The organism is Brachybacterium sp. AOP42-C2-15 (assembly GCF_052377065.1).
Taxonomy (GTDB): Bacteria; Actinomycetota; Actinomycetes; order Actinomycetales; family Dermabacteraceae; genus Brachybacterium.
This window is the reverse complement of sequence record NZ_JBQSWK010000006.1, coordinates 1-18,103: the sequence shown is the minus strand read 5'-3', so window position 1 is coordinate 18,103 and position 18,103 is coordinate 1. Positions and strand designations below refer to the sequence as shown.

The window sequence follows — 18,103 nt, the reverse complement described above, 5'->3', positions numbered from 1 at the left end:
CACTCAGGAGTAGTGCTTCACCGATGACCACGACGCAAGCCCGCACCGGCACCCTGAACGTCGGCATGATCGGCTACGGCTTCATGGGCGCCGCCCACTCCCATGCCTGGCGCAATGCCCACCGCTTCTTCGACCTCCCGCTCACACCCCAGCTGCGCACCCTCGCAGGGCGCACCGAGAGCGCCCTGGTCGCAGCCGCCGAACGCTACGGCTTCGAGCAGATCACCACCCGCTGGCAGGACGTGGTCGAGGATCCCGAGATCGATGTCATCGACATCTGCACCCCCGGCGACACCCACTACGAGATCGCGATGGCCGCGCTCGCAGCGGGCAAGCACGTGCTGTGCGAGAAGCCGCTGGCGAACTCCGTCGAGCAGTCCGAGGAGATGACCGCCGCCGCGGCCGCGGCACGAGCCCAGGGCGCCCGTTCGATCTGCGGCTTCAGCTACCGCCGCACCCCCGCGCTCGCGTACGCCCGTCAGCTGATCAGCGAGGGCGCCGTCGGCGAGATCCGTCAGATCCGTGCCCAGTACCTCCAGGACTGGCTCTCCGATGCAGAATCCCCGATGACCTGGCGCCTGGACAAGGACAAGGCCGGCTCGGGCGCGCTCGGCGACATCGGCGCGCACATCATCGACCTCACCCAGTGGCTCACCGGGCAGCGGATCTCCTCCGTCTCCGGCACCCTGGAGACCGTGATCCCCACCCGCCCCGCGGCCGGCACCGCGCAGGGTCTGGGCGGCAAGGGAGACGCCTCCGCCGAGCGCCAGGACGTCACGGTCGATGACCTTGCCCTGTTCACCGCCCGCTTCGACTCCGGCGTGCTCGGCTCCTTCGAGGCCAGCCGGATGGCGCAGGGCCGCAAGAACGCGATGCGCGTGGAGATCAACGGCGCCGACGGCTCGATCGCCTTCGACTTCGAGCGGATGAACGAGCTCGAGGTCTACGACGCGACCGCCACCGCCGGCCGCCAGGGCTTCACCCGCATCCTCACCACCGAGCCCGAGCACCCCTACGCCGCGAACTGGTGGCCCACCGGGCACGGCCTGGGCTACGAGCACACCTTCACCCACCAGATCGCTGACCTCGTCACCGCGATCGGCGAGGGCGTGGACCCCTCCCCCAGCTTCGAGGAGGCGCTGCAGGTCCAGCACGTCCTCGCCGCCGTCGAGGCCAGCTCGAACAACGGCAGCGGCTGGACCCCGACCGACCCCACGACCACCACCATGCACACCACGACGCACACCACCACGGAAGAGACCTCCCGATGACCACCTCTCGCATCTGCCTCGTCGTCCGCGGCGGCTGGGACGGGCACCAGCCCGTCGAAGCCACCGATCTGTTCATCCCCTTCCTCGAGGAGAACGGCTTCACGGTCCGCATCGAGGATTCCCCCGCGATCTACGCCGACGCGGAGTACATGGCCACGGTCGACCTGATCGTCCAGTGCAACACCATGAACACCATCGAGCGCCCCCAGTTCGAAGGGCTGCGCGCCGCGATCGAAGCGGGCACCGGCATGGCCGGCTGGCATGGCGGGATCGCCGACTCCTACCGCAACGAGTCCGACTACCTGACCCTGATCGGCGGGCAGTTCGGCTGCCACCCGGGCAAGCACCCCGACGAGCGCACGGGCGAGCAGTCCGACAACTACATGCCGTACACGGTGAACATGGTCCCGGCAGCGGCAGACCACCCGATCACCGAGGGCATCACCGACTTCGACCTGGTGACCGAGCAGTACTGGGTGCTCGCCGATGACTACATCGACGTGCTCGCCACCACCACCCAGAAGGTCCGCGAGTGGGACCCCTGGCACCGCGAGGTGACCTCCCCCGCGCTCTGGACCCGCCAGTGGGGCGAGGGCCGGATCTTCGTCTCGACTCCCGGGCACCGCGTCGAGGTTCTCGAAGACCCCAACGTCCGCACCGTGATCGAGCGCGGCATGCTCTGGGCCGCCCGCGGCTCCGAGCAGCCCTACGGCGACCACGCAAAGACGGAGGCGACCCGATGAAGGTGGGAATGATCGGCTGCGGCGTCATCGCAGCCCAGTACCTGGCGACCTTCGGTCACCTCCCGGACGTGGAGCTGGTGGCGGTCGCGGATCTCGACGTCTCCCGCGCCGAGGCGGTCGCCGCTCAGCATGAGGGCGTGCGCGCCCTGAGCGTCGATGAGCTGCTTCACGACGCCGAGGTGGACACGGTGCTGAACCTGACCATCCCGGCAGCGCATGCCGAGATCGATCTGAAGGCGATCGCAGCTGGCAAGCACATCTACTCCGAGAAGCCCTTCGCGGTCACCACCGAGGAGGGCCAGGAGGTGCTCGCCGCCGCCGAGAAGGCCGGAGTGCTCGTCGGCTCCGCTCCCGACACGGTGCTCGGCACCGGCACCCAGACTGCCCGGGCCGCGATCGATGAGGGCCTGATCGGCCTCCCCATCGCCGCCACCGCCACGATGGTCTGCCCCGGCCACGAGCGCTGGCATCCGCAGCCGGACTTCTACTACAAGCCCGGCGGCGGGCCGCTGCTGGACATGGGTCCGTACTACATCCATGCCCTGGTGACCCTGCTGGGCCCGGTCGCCTCGGTGATCGGGGCGGCCAGCCGCGCCCGCGACACCCGCACCATCGGCTCCGGCCCGCGCGCCGGGGAATCCATCCCGGTCAGCACCGACACCCACGTCACCGGGGTGCTCGTGCACGAGTCCGGTGTGCTCTCCACGCTGGTGATGAGCTTCGACGCGGTCGCGACCTCGATCCACCCGATCGAGATCCACGGCAGCCAGGGCACCCTCGCGGTCCCCGACCCGAACCACTTCGCCGGAGAGGTCTCGATCCGACGCCTCGACGGCAAGGACTGGGAGGTCCTGCCGGTCTCGGCCGGCTACGAGGAGGCCTCGCGCGGGATCGGGCTGCAGGACATGGCGATGCGCGATGAGCAGCTGCGGGCCAGCGGCCGGCTCGGCCAGCACGTCCTGGAGACCATGAACGCGGTGCTCGAGTCCGCGCACTCGGGAACCCGGGTCGAGATTGCGAGCACCTGCGAGCGCCCGGAGGCGGTGGCGCTGACCGCGCTCGCACCCTCCGGGTCCTGACCCGTCCCCCGTAGACCCGTAGACCCGTAGACCCGTCGCCTCGCCCGAAAGGCACTCTCCTCCATGCTCTCCATCGGCATCATCGGCACCGGGAACATCTCCCGCGCCCACCTCGCCGCCTATCTCGAGTTTCCGGATGAGGTGCGGATCGTCGGCCTTGCGGACATCGATCCCGCGAAGGCCGAGGCGGCGCGCGCCGCTCATGGTCTGGAGGGTCCGGCCGGGACGCGGGTCTACGCCGAGGCGGGCGCGATGCTCGCTGCGGAGGACCTGGACCTGGTCTCGATCGCCACTCCCCCGGGCACCCACTGCGAGCTGACCGTCCAGGCGCTCGAGGCGGGGGTGCATGTGATCGTGGAGAAGCCGATGGCGCCCTCGCTCGAGGAGTGCGACCGGATGCTCGAGGCGCAGCGACGCTCCGGCAGGCTCCTCTCGGTGGTCGCCCAGAACCGGTTCCGTGACGACCTGGCTCAGCTGAAGGCCGTGCTCGAGACCGGGAAGATCGGTCGTATCGCCCATGCCCGCATCGCCTCGGCGTGGTGGCGCGGCCGCTCGTACTACGACCTGTGGTGGCGCGGGACCTGGGAGTCCGAGGGCGGCGGGCCCACCCTGAACCACGCCATCCACCACCTCGACCTCACGCTGTGGCTGCTGGGCCGGCCCCAGGCGGTCGCGGCGATGATGACCAACGCCGGGCATGACAACGCCGAGGTCGAGGATCTCTCCGCGGCGATCCTGCAGTACCCACGCGGGCTGGCGGAGCTGACCAGCTCGGTGGTCCATCACGGCGAGCAGCAGGAGGTCGTGATCCAGGGTGAGCACGCCCGGATCTCCCAGCCGTGGGCGGTCGCGGCCGAGACCGCCCGGCCCAACGGCTTCCCCGAGACCGGCGGGAACGAGCAGCTGATCCAGGAGCTCGAGACCCTCGCCGCGGCGCAGGCCCCGCTCGCGCACACCGGCCACGCCGGGCAGATCGGTGATGTGCTCGCCGCGCTCCGTGAGGGGCGCTCCCCGCTGATCGACGGGCAGGCTGGGAAGGACGCGATCGAGCTGGTGACCGCGATCTACGCCGCGGCGATCGAACGACGCACGATCGATCTGCCGATCCTGCCCGAGGATCCCTGGTACCGCGCGGGCACGCTCGTCCAGCGGGCCCCGCACTTCTTCGAGAAGACCGCCTCGGTCCGTTCGCAGGAGGGCGAGTCGATCATCGGCGCCACCCACGCGTAGAGGACTCCCTGGCCCTGCGCACGCGGGTCATGGGGCCGACGGGGTCGGGCCGACGGGTCACGGGTGCTGCCGCGTCACAGGTTCCAGATGACCGGGACCAGCAGGATCTTCACCACGATCGAGAACGCGAAGAGCGTGGCATAGGCGGCCTCGATGCGTTCGTCGGCCCGTCGGGCGTTCGCGGCCTCGAGCACCGCCGGCTGCCCGAGGAAGCCCGCCACCGCGCCCGCAGCGCGCGGAGCCGAGAGGTCCAGCACCCAGCGCCCGGCGATCACCAGGGCGAGGCAGCTCAGCGCCGCGACCACTGCGGACAGCACCGCCGCCCGCCACGCGGTCGGCGAGGCGAGCATGGTCGCGACCTCCGGCCCCGCGGTGAGCCCGAGCCCGGCGAGGAAGAGCAGCAGCCCCAGCTGGCGCAGCGTGCGGTTCGCGCTGCCCGGCAGCGCCCACACCACGGGGCCGGTGCGGCGCAGGGCGCCGAGGATCATGCCCACCAGCAGCGGGCCTGCGGCCGGTCCCAGCGAGAAGCTGCTCCCGCCAGGCATCGGGAGGCTGACCAGGCCCAGCGCGACGCCGAGCATCAGGCCGAGCCCCAAGGAGAGCGCGTCGAGCTCCCCCGCCTTGCGGTCCGAGTCGCCGAGGAAGGCGTGGACGGCGTCCAGCCGACTGCGGTCCACCACCACGGCGAGCCGGTCGGCCGGTTCGAGGACCAGGTCGTCGCGGGCCAGCAGCTCGAGATCGCCGCGCCGCACCCGGGTGACCACCGCGCCGAAGCGCACCGACAGGTTCAGCTCGGCGATCGAGCGGGAGGCGAGGTCGGGGTTGGAGACGGTGAGCCGGGTGAACTCCACCAGCGAGCGGTCATGCGCGATGTGGCGGTCGCTGGTCTCGCCGAGCTCGGCGGTGACGGCCTCCACCTGCTCGGGCAGGCCGACGGCGACCACCTCGTCCCCGGCCAGCAGGTCCTCACCGGGCACGATCACCCGCACCCTGCCGTCGCGGCGCAGGTAGGAGAAGCGCACCTGCTGCGCGTGCCACTGGGGGACGTCCCGCAGGTTCACCGAGCGCTGCACGCGCACCGTGGTCGAGGCCAGACTGGTGCCGGCCAGGGCCGGAGTGTCCTTCCGTCCCGGCCAGGCGCGGGTGACGATGCTCGAGACCAGCACGATCCCGACGATCACGCCGATCGGATAGCCGAAGGAGTAGCCCACCGAGGGCCCGGAGGTGCCGGTCAGGCGGGAGGCGGCGTCAAGAGCGGGGGCGGCGGTCAGCGCACCGGTGAACAGGCCGAGCGACAGATCGCGGGTCAGACCCAGCACCTGGCCGAGCACGAGGGTCGCGGCCGCGGCGAGCACGGTGCTGACGGTGGCGGCGGCGAGCAGCGGCAGCTGCCGGTTCAGGGAGCCGAAGAAGGCGGCGCCGGCGGAGATCCCGACGGTGTAGACGAACAGGGCCAGTCCCAGGGCCTGGACGATCTCCATGCCCGAGCCGAGGTGCGGGGCGATCGCGGAGAGAGCGAGGCCGGTGAACAGCGCACCGGCGGCGCCGAGGCGGATCCGGCCGAAGGGGATCGCGCCCAGCAGCGCGCCCGTGGCGACGACCAGGAACAGCGTGAGGAGCGGGCTCCCCTCAAGGACGTCGATCACGGTGCACCTTTCCCGTGCCCACGGCGGAGCACCGGATCCGGACGCCTGTGCGCGGGCACCGCCTATGGAGTGGTCTCCCACGATAGACCCGGCCCAGGGCGCTCACGCAGCGGAGTTGTGAGAGGTCACGACGCCGACGGTGGCGGTGCTCAGCCGAACGACAACGGCAGCATCTGCCCGCGCACGCCAAGAGCGTCCAGCTCCGCCTGCTCTGCCGGGGTGGCCGGGCGGCGTCCGGTCGCGACTCGGAGCGCGTCGGCGTCATTCCAGGTCGGGGGCAGCGGGAGCCGCAGTCGCCGCTCGACCATCTCGCGGGCAGCGGTCAGGCTCTCCGCGGGCAGGCCCTCCGTCGGCGGGCCCTCCGCAGGCGGTCCCTCCGCGGGCGAGCCGTCCGCCCCGGGCAAGTGCGCCACCAGATCGAGATGGTGCAGGGTCGCTTCAAGCACGAGGGCACCGAGGAGGTCCCGCGCCGTGAGCGTCCTCCCGCGGGCACTGACCGGCAGGTCGGGGTGGGCGAGCAGCGCGGCTCGGCCAGCGGCCGCTGCGATGTGCTCGAAGCTCTCGCGCAGTTGGGCGGCGCTCTCGTAGGCATCGGCCATTCGCCCGATCAGGGCATCGTGCGGGGCATGGCCATCCGGCAGGGTCGGCGTCAGGGTCCACCAGCTCAGAGCGTCATCGGTGGGGGCGGTCTCTGCGGGCGTGGCGAGGGCGATCAGCACCTCCTGCGCCTGCAGGACCAAGTGGTGCACGAGGTCCCGCACGCGCCATCCATGACAGCCGGAGGGGCTGTCAAGGGCGGTGTCGGGAAGCTGCGCCACGGCCTGTCGCAGCGCTGACCAGCTGAGAGTGAACAGTTCCACCTCAGGCACGCTAGCAGCAGGGGCGCGGCTCCTCCTGGTCGATGACCGGGGGAAGCCGCGTCCCTGCTGCTGCCGCGCGTGCTCAGAACTTCTTCGAGTACCGGTGCAGGAACGCCGCCATCGCATCGCGCTTGACGGGCTGCGCCGGCCGATAGGTGCCGTCGGCCCAGCCGGTCGAGATCCCCGTCGACTTCATCCAGGCCATCTCACGCGCGAACTTCTGACCCTTCCGCACGTCCTTGAACGGCGCCTTGGATGGAGCCGAGTAGGCGGGCTTCCCGGCGAAGCGGTACAGGAATGCCGCCATCGCGTCACGGTCGATGGGCTGGGTGGGCCGGAAGGTCCCGTCGTCCCACCCGGTGGTGATGCCCTTGTTGTACGCCCAGATGATCGCGGTGTAGTGCTCCTGGCCCGGCTTCACGTCCCGGAACGGAGACCTGCTCGGCAGGGACACCTTCGGGGAGCCCTCCATCCGGTAGAGGAACGCCGCCATCGCGTCCCGATTGACCGGCTGGAGGGGTCGGTAAGTGCCGTCGGGCCATCCCTTGGAGATCCCTGCCGATTTCATCCACGCCATCGCGACGTGGTGCTCCTGGCCCGTCCTCACGTCCTTGAACGGACCGGCGGGAGTGCTGGGCTTAGACGGTGCCGGCGCGCCGCCGATCATCTGCCACAGCGCGGTGCGCTCCGCCTCGCTGGCAAGCGACAGGTCGTAGTTGCTCTTGATCGAGATGTAGCGCTGGGCGTAGGCGGGCCAGGCCGCCTTGTTGCTCGGCTTCCACTGCGCGGGGCCCCGCGACCCCTTCGAGCGATTCTCCGACTTCGACACGGCGGCCAGCACCAGCGGGTCGTGGGAGAACTGCAGTCGCTGGTCCGCGTGCCAGCTCTTGGCGCCGTTGTTCCAGGCGTCCTGCATCGCCACGATGTGCTCGATGTCCAGAGTCGAAGCGTCGGTGGTTGTCCTGCCGGCGTAGGCCTCGTACCAGCGACCGCCGGTGACCTTGCAGTCGCTGGCGTTCCAGCGCACATCCCCGTTGACGGCGTCGCGGATCAGGGTGATCTCGCGGGCATCGCATCCCTTCTTCGGGGCGAGGGCGCGGGTCACATCCGGCTCCTTCCAGGTGCTCGAGGTGTAGGAGTCCCATCCGTACCAGCTGCGCAGTCCGCGGTTGCTGCCCTTCTGCGCGGTGACCACGCGCCAGGACTTGTAGAAGTGATCACGGTGGTAGCCGGAGTCCGCACCGTTGCGGTCGACCGCCATGGTCGAGAGCGCGCGACGCGCATCGGTGACGGAGAGCAACCCGGGCTGGCTCTTGTCGAGCGGTTCGGCGTGCGCGGGTCCGGCGCCCAGGCCTGGCAGGAGCGCGAGGCCGAGGAGCAGGGCGAGCAGGGCCGCCCACGCGCGATGGGTCCGGGAGGGCGCTATCAGGGAAGGCGGAGATGTCGACATGGGGGCAGGTGCTCCTACGGGCGCGGATCCCAGAGGATCCAGGGGAAGGGTGGACTATCGGGTGCTGCGAGCTCCTGGCCGTCGTCGTTGACGGAGGGGGTCGAGCGATGCATCTCTGGACGCCGGAGCGGGTGCCCCGGTGGGTCCAGCCGGAGCGTAGGCCGCCGACAGGCACCGCGGGCGTGACTTCAGTCCCTGGTCAGTCCACTGTTCCTATGCTCCGCCCGGCAGCCCGCTACTGGGGCTCCGCTCTCGCTCCATCTCGCCGCGCAAACCTGGCAACATCCGGCACATGACAGCGACGCCGGGGGTGATGCATGACACTGACCCCGTAGCCACCCTGCGGCACCCCAGGCGTCAGCGCCCCGCGACGGCGCGGTCCGTCGTCGGCCCGCCCCGGGCCCGGAGGCATCCGATGCCCTCATGCCGCTCCCTCCACCGAAAGGACACCCCCATGGCCGTCTCCGAAGGAGCCAACTACGCCCCGGACTCGATGCCGAAGCCTGTCGTCGAGCCCGGCGAGTTCGTCTTCGCCTCGATGCATCTCGACCACGGCCACATCGGCGGGATGACCCAGGGCCTGCTGGACGCCGGCGGCACCCTGAAGTGGGTCTACGACCCGCAGCCCGAGCGCGCCGCCGCGTTCCAGGAGAAGTTCCCGCAGGTGAAGATCGCCGCGAGCGAGGAGGAGGTGCTGGAGGACCCCGAGGTCCATCTGGTCGCCGCCGCCGCCGTACCGGTCGATCGCGCCCCGCTGGGCATCCGGGTGATGGAGGCCGGCAAGGACTACTTCACCGATAAGACGCCGCTGATCTCCCGCGAGCAGCTGGCGGACGCGAAGGCCGCCGTGGAGCGGACCGGCAGGAAATACGCCGTGTACTACTCCGAGCGGATCCACGTCGAGGCCGCGGTGCTCGCCGGTCAGCTGATCGACCGCGGCGCGATCGGCAAGGTCCTCCAGGTCCAGGGCATGGGCCCGCACCGCATGGGCGACCCCTCCACCCGTCCCGACTGGTTCTTCGAGCGCGCCCGTTATGGCGGCATCCTCACCGACATCGGCAGCCACAACTTCGAGCAGATGCTCGCGTTCACCGGCTCCGACGACGGTGAGATTCTCTCCAGCTCCATCGGCAACTTCGACAACGCCGAGCATCCCGAGCTCGACGACTACGGCGATGCGCACATCGCGCTCTCCAGCGGCGCCACCGGCTTCGTCCGCGTGGACTGGTTCACCCCCGCTGGACTGCGCACCTGGGGCGACGGCCGCACCTTCATCCTCGGCACCGAGGGCTACCTCGAGCTGCGCAAGTACATCGATGTCACCACCGACAACGGCGGCGGCCAGGTGATCCTGGTCGACGGCGAGGGTGAGCACCGCATCAACGCCAGCGGCGAGGTGGGCTATCCGTTCTTCGGAGAGCTGATCCTGGACGTGCTGAACCGCACCGAGAACGCCATGACCCAGGAGCATGCCTTCAAGGCCGTGGAGCTGGCGCTGGCCGCGCAGGAACAGGCCAGCGAGCTCACCGGCCGGGCCTGACCCCACCGGCACGCAAGACGCCTGCGACCGCAGCGGTCGCGCCGGTCGCCTCGACGACTCCCCTGTCCCCCGCCCCGAGCGGCGGGAGGCAGGGGACTCGTTGCTGTCAGCACGGAGCCCGTCGGCCGTCCGGTCGGCCCGTCGGCCCTAGCGGCCTCTGCGGTCCCGTCGTGCCGTCGGCCCTGTCGGCGCCACCCTCACCAGTCGTGCACATCTCACCGAAAGTTTTCCCCGGTTCCGGGGGTCACTTCGCGCCCTTCGGCACGGCCGCCTTCCATGAACATGCGCACGTCAGGACGGGTTGAGACGTAATCGAGTCCATCGCCGCTTGACCCATGGCAGTAAGAGGGATTAACTTAATGCCACCGACATTAGTTTCCGAAACCTTTCAGTCCGGTGTCGGTCCGTGACCCTGGAGGCAATGATGCAACCCACCCGCCGCGCAACTCTCGCGGGCCTTGGCCTGACGATCCCCGCGCTCGCCACCCTCAGCGCCTGTGGAGGCGGCACCAAGCCCGGCGGTGGCGGCGGCTCGCCGTCCAGCCTCTCCGTCTGGGCCCTGACCGGCGCCAAGCAGGACACCTACCAGGCCTCCTTCGACGCCTGGGACGAGGCCAACCCCGACAACCCCTTCGCCGTGGAGTTCTTCGCGAACGACTCCTACAAGGAGAAGATCCGCACCGCGATCGGCTCCGGCAACTCCCCCACCCTGGTCTTCAACTGGGCCGGAGGCACCCTGGCCGACTACGTCGCCAATGACGCCGTGGTCGACCTCTCCGGAAAGGTCGACGACGTGCTCTCGCGCACGATCGAGTCGATCGGGAAGGTCGGCCAGGTCGACGGCGCCCAGTTCGGCGTCCCCAACAACGACACCCAGCCGGTGATCCTCTACTACAACACCGCCCTGTTCGAGGAGCACTCCGTCACCCCGCCCACCACCTGGGCAGAGCTGATGACCGCGGTGGAGACCTTCTCCGCAGCCGGCATCACGCCGATCTCCCTGGCCGGCCAGAGCGTGTGGCCGGAGCTGATGTACATCCAGTACCTCACCGACCGCATCGGCGGCGAGGGCGTCTTCCAGAAGATCGTCGCCGGCGAGGCCGACTCCTGGGCCGATCCGGCGATCACCTCGGCACTCGAGGCGATCATCGAGCTGAAGGATGCCGGCGCCTTCGGCAACGCCTACGGCTCGGTCGCCGCCGACGCCGGGGCCGACGCCGCCCTGGTGCACACCGGCCAGGCCGCGATGCTGCTGCAGGGCAGCTGGGTCTACGGCACGTTCAAGCAGGATGCCCCGGACTTCGTCGCAGACGGCAACCTCGGCTTCCTGAACTTCCCGGCGAAGGACGGCGGCACTGGCGATCCGGCCAACGTGGTCGGCAACCCGGCCAACTACTGGTCGGTCTCCGCCGCTGCCGAGCCCGAGATCCAGGAGCTCGCGATCAAGTACCTCAACGAGTTCAACCTCAACCAGGACATGGTCGACAACTTCCTGGCGATGGGCGCGATCCCCGCAGTCTCGGGTCTCGAGGACTCCTTCGGCGGGCTGGATGACGAGGCCTTCCTGTCCTTCGCCTACGACATGGTGATGAACGCTCCGCACTTCCAGCTGTCCTGGGACCAGGCCCTGTCCCCGGCCCCCGCGCAGGAGCTGCTGAACAACCTCTCCCGCATCTTCCTCGGAGAGATCCAGCCCGAAGAGTTCGTGTCCAACATGAATGCGACCCTGTCGGCATGACCGCCGGGCAGTCGCACGCACCCCGCACCGGTGCCGACGCTGCCGCTGCCGCCACCTCGGCCGACGAGGGCACCCCGCCCTCGTCGGCCCACCCGGGCGGGAGCGTCGGCCGCTCCGGCGATCGTCGGCACCTGCAGACCGGACCCAGCAACTGGCTGCTGGTTCCCGCCCTGAGCTTCTTCGGGGTGTTCGCGCTGCTGCCCCTGGCCGGCGTGGTGGTGCTCTCGTTCTTCGCCTGGGACGGACTGGGCACGCCGCAGTTCGCCGGCCTCACCGCCTGGTTCCAGGTGTTCCAGAATCCCGTGACGCTGAACGCCATGTGGCTGACGCTGCTGATGACGGTGCTGAGCTACGCGGTGCAGTTCCCGCTCAGTCTGCTGCTGGGCGTCTTCATGGCCGGGCACCAGCGCTACCGCGAGGTGTTCTCGGTGCTGTACTTCCTGCCGCTGCTGTTCTCGGCGGCGGCCACCGGCATCGCGTTCAAGGCGCTGTTGGATCCGAACTTCGGCATCTCCCGCGCCTTCGGCCTGGACTTCCTGCGCCAGGACTGGCTGGGATCGCCGACCTTCGCCTTCTACACCCTGATCATGGTGATCTCGTGGTCCTTCGTGCCCTTCCACTCGCTGCTCTACCAGGCGGGCGTGCGGCAGATCCCGACCTCGATGTACGAGGCGGCCACGCTCGACGGCGCGGGGCGGGTGCGGCAGTTCTTCAACGTCACCCTGCCGCAGCTGAAGTACACCGTGGTCACGAGCTCCACGCTGATGCTGGTCGGCTCGCTGACCTACTTCGACCTGGTGTTCATCCTGACCATGGGCGGGCCGGGCAATGCCACGCGGATCCTGCCGCTGGACATGTACCTGACCGGCTTCCGCTCCTATCAGATGGGTTCGGCCAGCGTGATCGCCGTGATCCTGGTGGCCGTCGGGCTGACCCTGTCGCTGGTCCTCAACCGCATCTCGGGTGCGGATCGTATGGAAAGCCAGATGGAGGGCGCCTGAGATGAGCACGAGAACCCACCGCTCCCCCAATGTCGTCGGCGGTCTGCTGGGCTTCGCCTGGCTGCTGGTGATCCTGGTGCCGATCTACTACATCGTCGTCACCAGCGTGCGGCCGCGAGAGGACTACTACTCCTCTAACCCGCTGTCGCTGCCCTCCAACTTCACCCTCGAGCCGTTCCGCTACGTGCTCGAGAACGACTTCCTGCGCTACTTCGCGAACTCCGTGTTCGTCACCGTGATCACCGTGTTCGCGGTGGTGACCGCCTCGCTGCTGGCCGCGTACGTCATCGTGCGCTCCCGCACCCGACTGGCGAAGTTCAGCCAGAGGCTGTTCCTGATGGGGATCGCGATCCCGCTGCAGGCCACGATCATCCCGATCTACTACCTGATCGTGCAGCTGGGGCTGTACGACACCCTGTGGGCGCTGATCCTGCCCTCGATCGCCTTCGCGATCCCGATCACCATCCTGATCCTGACGAACTTCCTGCGGGACGTTCCCAAGGAGCTGTACGAGTCGATGACCATCGACGGGGCCAACGACTGGCAGATGTTCCGCTCGCTGGTGCTGCCGCTGGCGAAGCCGGCTGTGGTCACCGTGGGCATCTATGACGCGCTGCAGGTGTGGAACGGATTCCTGTTCCCGCTGGTGCTCACCCAGAGCTCTGACAAGCGTGTGCTGCCGCTGTCGCTGTGGGCCTACCAGGGCGAGTTCACGGTGAACATCCCGGCCGTTCTGGCCGCTGTGATGCTCTCCGCCCTGCCCATCCTGGTGCTGTACATCGCGGGCCGTCGCCAGCTGGTGAGCGGCCTGACGGCGGGTTTCAGCAAGTAGGCCTGTTCGGCGGGGGCTATGGCTCCGCGCCGTGGGCCGGCATCGCGGGCGATCCCCCTGGGCCGGCCCCGGGGCCGGCCCACCCCCGTTTCCGGCGCCGTCCGCGGCATCATCCACGCGATCCCGGTCGATTCCGAGCCAGAACCTTCACCGATCTGGCTCGGAATCGACCGGGATCGTGCTGTACAAAGTCCCGGTGGGCCGATGGTCGGCCCATGCCACCACTCGCACGGAGCGTGAGGGTTCAGCCCGCGATGTCTCCTGCGCCCTCGGTACCCTCGAACGCCGCCAGGGCCACCCGCAGCTGCGCGCTCTCGAGCCCGGCCGCGCTCACGGTGATCCGGAGTTCCCCCTCTGCGCCTCCCTCACTGGCCTCGCCGCGCACGATGGCCAGGGCCTTGCCACTGAAGGCCCTGCGCTGCGGAGACGGGAAGGCATTCAGGTCAGTGGGATCGCCGTTGTCGGTGGCCACCAGGGTGCCCGGCCCCTCCACCGTGAAGTGCAGCAGATGGTCCGCCGTGGGGACCTCGATCCCGTCGGCGTCGAGCACCCGTGCGGTGAGGAACGCCAGGTCACGACCGTCGGCAGCGATGTGGTCGCGATCCGCTGCGAGGGCGAGGCGGGCGGGGGCGCCGGCAGTGCGCACGACGTCCACGGCCCACGGCGCACCGTCGCGGTAGGTCTGCACGCGCACCTCCCCCGGCGCGTAGACCACCTCGTCCCAGCGCAGCCGGAACTGACCGGGCTGCATGGCGCGCCGGCCCTGGGAGGCCCCGTTGACGAACAGCTCCGCCTCGTCCCCCGAGGTGAACACATGCACCGGCGTCACCTCGCCCTCGCGCCCGGGCCAGGTCCAGTGCGGCAGCAGATGAGCGGTGGGCACCTCGGGCCGCCAGTGCGCGCGGTAGAGCCAGAACCGGTCCTTGGGGAATCCGGCCAGGTCCACGATGCCCGTGTAGGAGCTGCGGGCGCTGTAGTACGGGGTCGGCTCACCCAGGTAGTCGAAGCCGGTCCACACGAATTCACCGGCCACGAACGGATAGTGCTCAAGGGAGGCGAAGACCTTCTCCGCCGTGGAGCCGAAGTCCACCGCGTGGAGCTCGTAGGCGCTGACCATGCAGGTCGCGTCGTCGGCCCCGGCACCGTCCCGTGCCGGGTTGCTCTGCCCTTCCGCGACGGGGAACAGGTAGGTGCCGCGGGTGGACAGTGCGGAGGAGGTCTCGCTGCCCATGATCGGCGTGTCGGGGAAGGCCTCGCGGAACCGGCCGTACTGGGGTGGGGTGCGGATCCGGTCGGTGCCCTCGAACACCGGCTCCTGCCGGATGCCCTCGCCCTGATAGTTGATGCCGATGACGTCGACCTCGGCGGGCAGGGGCATGTGCGGCTTCGCGTAGTTCATGGCCGTAGTGGTCAGGCGGCTGGGATCCTCCTCGTGGGCGATCTCGACCAGCCGCCGTGCGATCAGGGCGCCTTCCTGGTCCGTGTACTGCTCGCCGACCTCGTTGCCGATCCCCCACAGGATCACGGAGGGGTGGTGCCGGTCGCGCCGGATCATCGCCCGCAGATCCGCCTCGTGCCAGTCCTCGAAGATCAGGTGGAAGTCCAGATCTGTCTTGCGGGCGTACCAGGAGTCGAACACCTCGTCGAGCACCAGGATGCCCATCCGGTCGGTGAGGTCCAGCAGCTCCGGCGCGGGCGGGTTGTGGGCCGTGCGCAGCGCGTTCGTCCCCATCTCCTGCAGGATCTCGAGCTGCCGCTCAGCGGCGCGCTCGTTGAATGCCGCGCCGAGGGCCCCGAGATCGTGGTGGTTGTTCACGCCCTGGATCCGGATCCGCTCACCGTTGACGAGCAGACCCTCGTCGGCGTCGAACTCGATCCGACGCACGCCGAAGGGCGTCTCGACCTGGTCCACGATCTCCTCGCCCCGGCGCAGCGTGGTGACCGCGAGATAGCGATGGGGATGCTGGGTGGGCGGCGGGCCCCAGAGGGAGGGCGCGTCGATCCGGGCCGACGCGGCGGTTCTCGCCGCAGCTCCGGGCCCGACGGCGACGGTGACCGGCTCGATCCGGGCGACGGGGGCGACGGGGGCGCCGCGCTCGACGAGGGCTCGTTGTCCGACGGGGACGCAGTTCTCGACAGGGTCGCCATCCGCGGCGGGGGCATCGTGTTCGGCGGGTGAACCGGGGATCTCGAAGATTTCCGTGGTGACCTGCACGGTGACCGGATCCGACCCGGTGTTCTCGAGTGCCACCTCGATCTCCACGACAGCGGACTCAGCGCCCACCTCGGGGGTGGTGATCGTCGTGCCCCAGTGCGCGACGGCGACCGGGGAGGTCTTGACCAGCCAGACATTGCGGTAGAGCCCTCCGCCCGGGTACCAGCGGGCCGAGCGGGGCGGGTTGTCCAGGCGGATCGCGAGCAGGTTCCGTCCGCCCGGGACGAGGTGAGGGGTGAGGTCCAGGCGCCAGCTGTTATATCCGTAGGGCCAGCCGCCCACGAGGGAGCCGTTCAGCCACACCGACGTATAGGACATCGCCCCGTCGATGTCCAGGTGGATCGAGCGGCCCGCGTCCTCCACCGGGATCTCGAGCTCGCGGCGGTACCAGCCCACGCCCCAGCTCTCCAGGCGCCCCATGCCGCCGTGAGGGCCGTCGACGAGGAAGGGCCCGGCGATCGCCCAGTCGTGGGGCACGACGACCCGCTGCCAGTCGCTGTCGTCCAGTGCCGGATCAGCGGCGTCAGGGGCGACGGGCGGTTGCTGGTCCGGTCGCTGCGCATGCCGTGCGGGATCGCGGAGGAAGGCGTTCGCGCCCGGCTGGATCCATGGCCGCAGGCCGGTCTCGGCGGCGTCGTGGCGCACCTGCTCGGGGCGGGCATCGGCGTCCTTGCCGTCCTGCGCCTCGCCGAGCTCGGGCCACGGCACGTAGTCCAGGGCACGGTCGACCTGGTCCGGCGCCACCCGGCGGAACCGCCAACCGGTCTCGAGGTGGAGTCGTTCACGGGGCGTGGGCGTCATGGGGATCGCTCTCCGGCAGCTCGCGGATGGGGTCTCACCCGTCGATGGGTGCGCAGTGTCGGAGTATATCGGGAAGCGCTTTCGCAGGGTTTCCGGGCTGCGGGATGAACGCGATCGACAGGCGTCTTCTCACCGACTTCCTCGACGCCTATGGTGGCAGGACCGACCCTTCAGGAGGCCACCATGTCCCACACCGCTGACCGTGCCACGACGCTCGCCGCACTGCATGACTCCGGCGAGGTGCTGGTCCTTCCCACCGTCTGGGACGTCTGGAGCGCCCGGGTCGCCGTGCAGGCGGGGTTCCGCGCACTCACCGTGGGCAGCCACCCGGTGGCGGATTCCCTCGGCAGCGCCGACGGCGAGAACCTGGACTTCGCCGACTACCTCGCGGTGGTCGCGCGGATCACCGGGGACGTCGAGGTGCCCGTCAGCGCGGACGTCGAATCCGGCTACGGCCTGGACCCGAAGGAGCTGATCGAGCGTCTGCTCGAGGCCGGCGCCGCAGGAGCGAACATCGAGGACGTGGTCCACGGGGAGGGGAAGCGGGTCCGCGATCGGCAGGAGCACGCCGACTACATCGCCGCAGCCCGCAGTGCGGCCGACGCCGCCGGGGTGCCGTTCGTGCTCAACGGACGCACCGATGCGGTCAAGCTCGGCACGGACGTCTTCCCGGACCCGCTGGCGGAAGCTGTCGAGCGCATCCAGCTGATGGAGGGTGCCGGTGCCCGCGCCGTGTACCCCGTCGGGCTGACCACCGCGGAGCAGGTCACCGCACTCGTCGGCGCGGTCTCGGTGCCGGTCAACGTGACCGCCCATCCGGTGACGGGCCACGGTGCCGGCACGCTGTCCGCCCTGACCGAGCTCGGCGCACGCCGCATCACCTTCGGGCCGCTGTGGCAGAAGTGGCTCGCCGAGGTCTCGGCGGGGCAGCTGGCCGAGTGGGTCGCCTCGGAGTGAGCGGAGCCAGCACCTGGCGCCCCGCGGGACCTCATGCAGGACGTGCGCAAAGCCCTCACCCTCGGAGAAGTGACGTTGCCGCCGTGCTCACCAGGCCCCCGGACTGATCCAGCTTTCCGGCACCCCGGCCGACGGTATTGCTCGGCTCGGCACCAGCCGGGACCTCGTGCCAGACCACGCCCGCAAGACCGTGCGGAGGCAGCTGGACCAGCCGAGCTGACGCCACGAGAGCCCGCACCATAAACGGCCCTCCGTGAACCGGTCTCACCGTTGTGCTGCGCAATGCCGAGCTCAGTCGGACAGCGCTCTGCCGATGAGTGCGCCGAAACCTCCAGCGAGGACGTGAGCATCATGCAGAGGGAGCCACCAGCACGTCCAAGTGACCGGCCCGCCGCCGCTCGACGGGTCACGCTCAGCTCCGGACCACCTCTCCTCCGCTGGATACTCGTCCACCTCGACTCTGAAGTAGTGACGCACAGCGCGCTCATCACGCATCGGACGGAGGTCATACTCCTGCGACCCGAGAAAGCGAACCCCAGCCGCGTGGAGCCCTGTTTCCTCGGTGAGCTCCCGCCGCACCGCAGCCTCCAACGTCTCGCCACGCTTCACCGAGCCCGCCGGGACCTGCACACCCGTGACTGTCAGAGGCAGCTCATCGTGGGTGAACACGAGGAGCTTCTCCGCTCGGATGACATAACAGACAACCTTCTGTGTAACGCGGCTCATCCGCGCAGATTACA

General features: G+C 69.7%; 14 protein-coding genes. 9 read left to right on the top strand and 5 right to left on the bottom strand.

Features of this window, described 5'->3' with window-relative positions:
• The first annotated feature begins 23 nt into the window (after positions 1–23).
• The 4 genes from ACT3SQ_RS04710 (at position 24) to ACT3SQ_RS04695 (ending at position 4,323) form a co-directional block, all read left to right on the top strand.
• Positions 24–1,271: a Gfo/Idh/MocA family protein gene (locus ACT3SQ_RS04710; protein WP_444599184.1), complete on the top strand. Its 1,248-nt coding sequence runs from the start codon at positions 24–26 to the stop codon at positions 1,269–1,271.
• Positions 1,268–2,014 (top strand): ThuA domain-containing protein, encoded by a 747-nt coding sequence (locus ACT3SQ_RS04705; protein ID WP_444501953.1) that lies wholly within the window; start codon positions 1,268–1,270, stop codon positions 2,012–2,014. Before ACT3SQ_RS04710 ends, ACT3SQ_RS04705 begins: the two co-directional genes overlap by 4 nt.
• Positions 2,011–3,093 (top strand): Gfo/Idh/MocA family protein, encoded by a 1,083-nt coding sequence (locus ACT3SQ_RS04700; protein ID WP_444599183.1) that lies wholly within the window; start codon positions 2,011–2,013, stop codon positions 3,091–3,093. The genes ACT3SQ_RS04705 and ACT3SQ_RS04700 overlap by 4 nt, the downstream gene beginning before the upstream one ends.
• A gap of 63 nt (positions 3,094–3,156) precedes the next feature.
• Positions 3,157–4,323: a Gfo/Idh/MocA family protein gene (locus ACT3SQ_RS04695; protein ID WP_444599182.1), complete on the top strand. Its 1,167-nt coding sequence runs from the start codon at positions 3,157–3,159 to the stop codon at positions 4,321–4,323.
• Positions 4,324–4,397: 74 nt separating this feature from the next.
• Here ACT3SQ_RS04695 and ACT3SQ_RS04690 read toward each other — a convergent pair whose 3' ends face one another.
• The 3 genes from ACT3SQ_RS04690 to ACT3SQ_RS04680 all read right to left on the bottom strand — a co-directional run bounded on the left by ACT3SQ_RS04690 (position 4,398) and on the right by ACT3SQ_RS04680 (position 8,279).
• Complete coding sequence (locus ACT3SQ_RS04690; RefSeq protein ID WP_444501950.1) at positions 4,398–5,969, bottom strand: aspartate:alanine exchanger family transporter; 1,572 nt, start codon at positions 5,967–5,969, stop codon at positions 4,398–4,400.
• Positions 5,970–6,118: 149 nt separating this feature from the next.
• Entirely contained in the window at positions 6,119–6,829 is a 711-nt protein-coding gene (locus ACT3SQ_RS04685; protein ID WP_444501949.1) for a maleylpyruvate isomerase N-terminal domain-containing protein, read from the bottom strand.
• 82 nt (positions 6,830–6,911) lie between these two features.
• Positions 6,912–8,279 (bottom strand): S-layer homology domain-containing protein, encoded by a 1,368-nt coding sequence (locus tag ACT3SQ_RS04680; protein ID WP_444600873.1) that lies wholly within the window; start codon positions 8,277–8,279, stop codon positions 6,912–6,914.
• Positions 8,280–8,733: 454 nt separating this feature from the next.
• Here ACT3SQ_RS04680 and ACT3SQ_RS04675 point away from each other — a divergent pair, with 454 nt between their 5' ends.
• The 4 genes from ACT3SQ_RS04675 (at position 8,734) to ACT3SQ_RS04660 (ending at position 13,390) form a co-directional block, all read left to right on the top strand.
• Positions 8,734–9,819, top strand: a complete 1,086-nt coding sequence (locus ACT3SQ_RS04675; RefSeq protein ID WP_444600872.1) for a Gfo/Idh/MocA family protein — start codon at positions 8,734–8,736, stop codon at positions 9,817–9,819.
• Between the two features lie 421 nt (positions 9,820–10,240).
• A complete protein-coding gene (locus ACT3SQ_RS04670) occupies positions 10,241–11,557 on the top strand; it encodes an extracellular solute-binding protein (RefSeq protein ID WP_444600871.1) in 1,317 nt (438 codons plus the stop codon).
• Positions 11,554–12,558 carry a carbohydrate ABC transporter permease gene (locus ACT3SQ_RS04665; protein WP_444600870.1) on the top strand — a complete coding sequence of 335 codons (1,005 nt, stop codon included), beginning with the start codon at positions 11,554–11,556 and terminating at the stop codon, positions 12,556–12,558. The genes ACT3SQ_RS04670 and ACT3SQ_RS04665 overlap by 4 nt, the downstream gene beginning before the upstream one ends.
• A 1-nt stretch (position 12,559) precedes the next feature.
• Positions 12,560–13,390, top strand: coding sequence for a carbohydrate ABC transporter permease (locus ACT3SQ_RS04660; protein ID WP_444501944.1), 831 nt, complete (start codon positions 12,560–12,562; stop codon positions 13,388–13,390).
• A gap of 244 nt (positions 13,391–13,634) precedes the next feature.
• Here ACT3SQ_RS04660 and galB read toward each other — a convergent pair whose 3' ends face one another.
• Positions 13,635–16,406, bottom strand: coding sequence for a beta-galactosidase GalB (galB, locus tag ACT3SQ_RS04655; RefSeq protein ID WP_444600869.1), 2,772 nt, complete (start codon positions 16,404–16,406; stop codon positions 13,635–13,637).
• Positions 16,407–16,589: 183 nt separating this feature from the next.
• Here galB and ACT3SQ_RS04650 point away from each other — a divergent pair, with 183 nt between their 5' ends.
• Entirely contained in the window at positions 16,590–17,363 is a 774-nt protein-coding gene (locus tag ACT3SQ_RS04650; protein WP_444600868.1) for an isocitrate lyase/PEP mutase family protein, read from the top strand.
• 291 nt (positions 17,364–17,654) lie between these two features.
• On the opposite strand, the gene ACT3SQ_RS04645 is transcribed toward ACT3SQ_RS04650, so the two are convergent.
• Positions 17,655–18,089: an NUDIX hydrolase gene (locus ACT3SQ_RS04645; RefSeq protein ID WP_345076085.1), complete on the bottom strand. Its 435-nt coding sequence runs from the start codon at positions 18,087–18,089 to the stop codon at positions 17,655–17,657.
• Positions 18,090–18,103 lie beyond the last annotated feature (14 nt).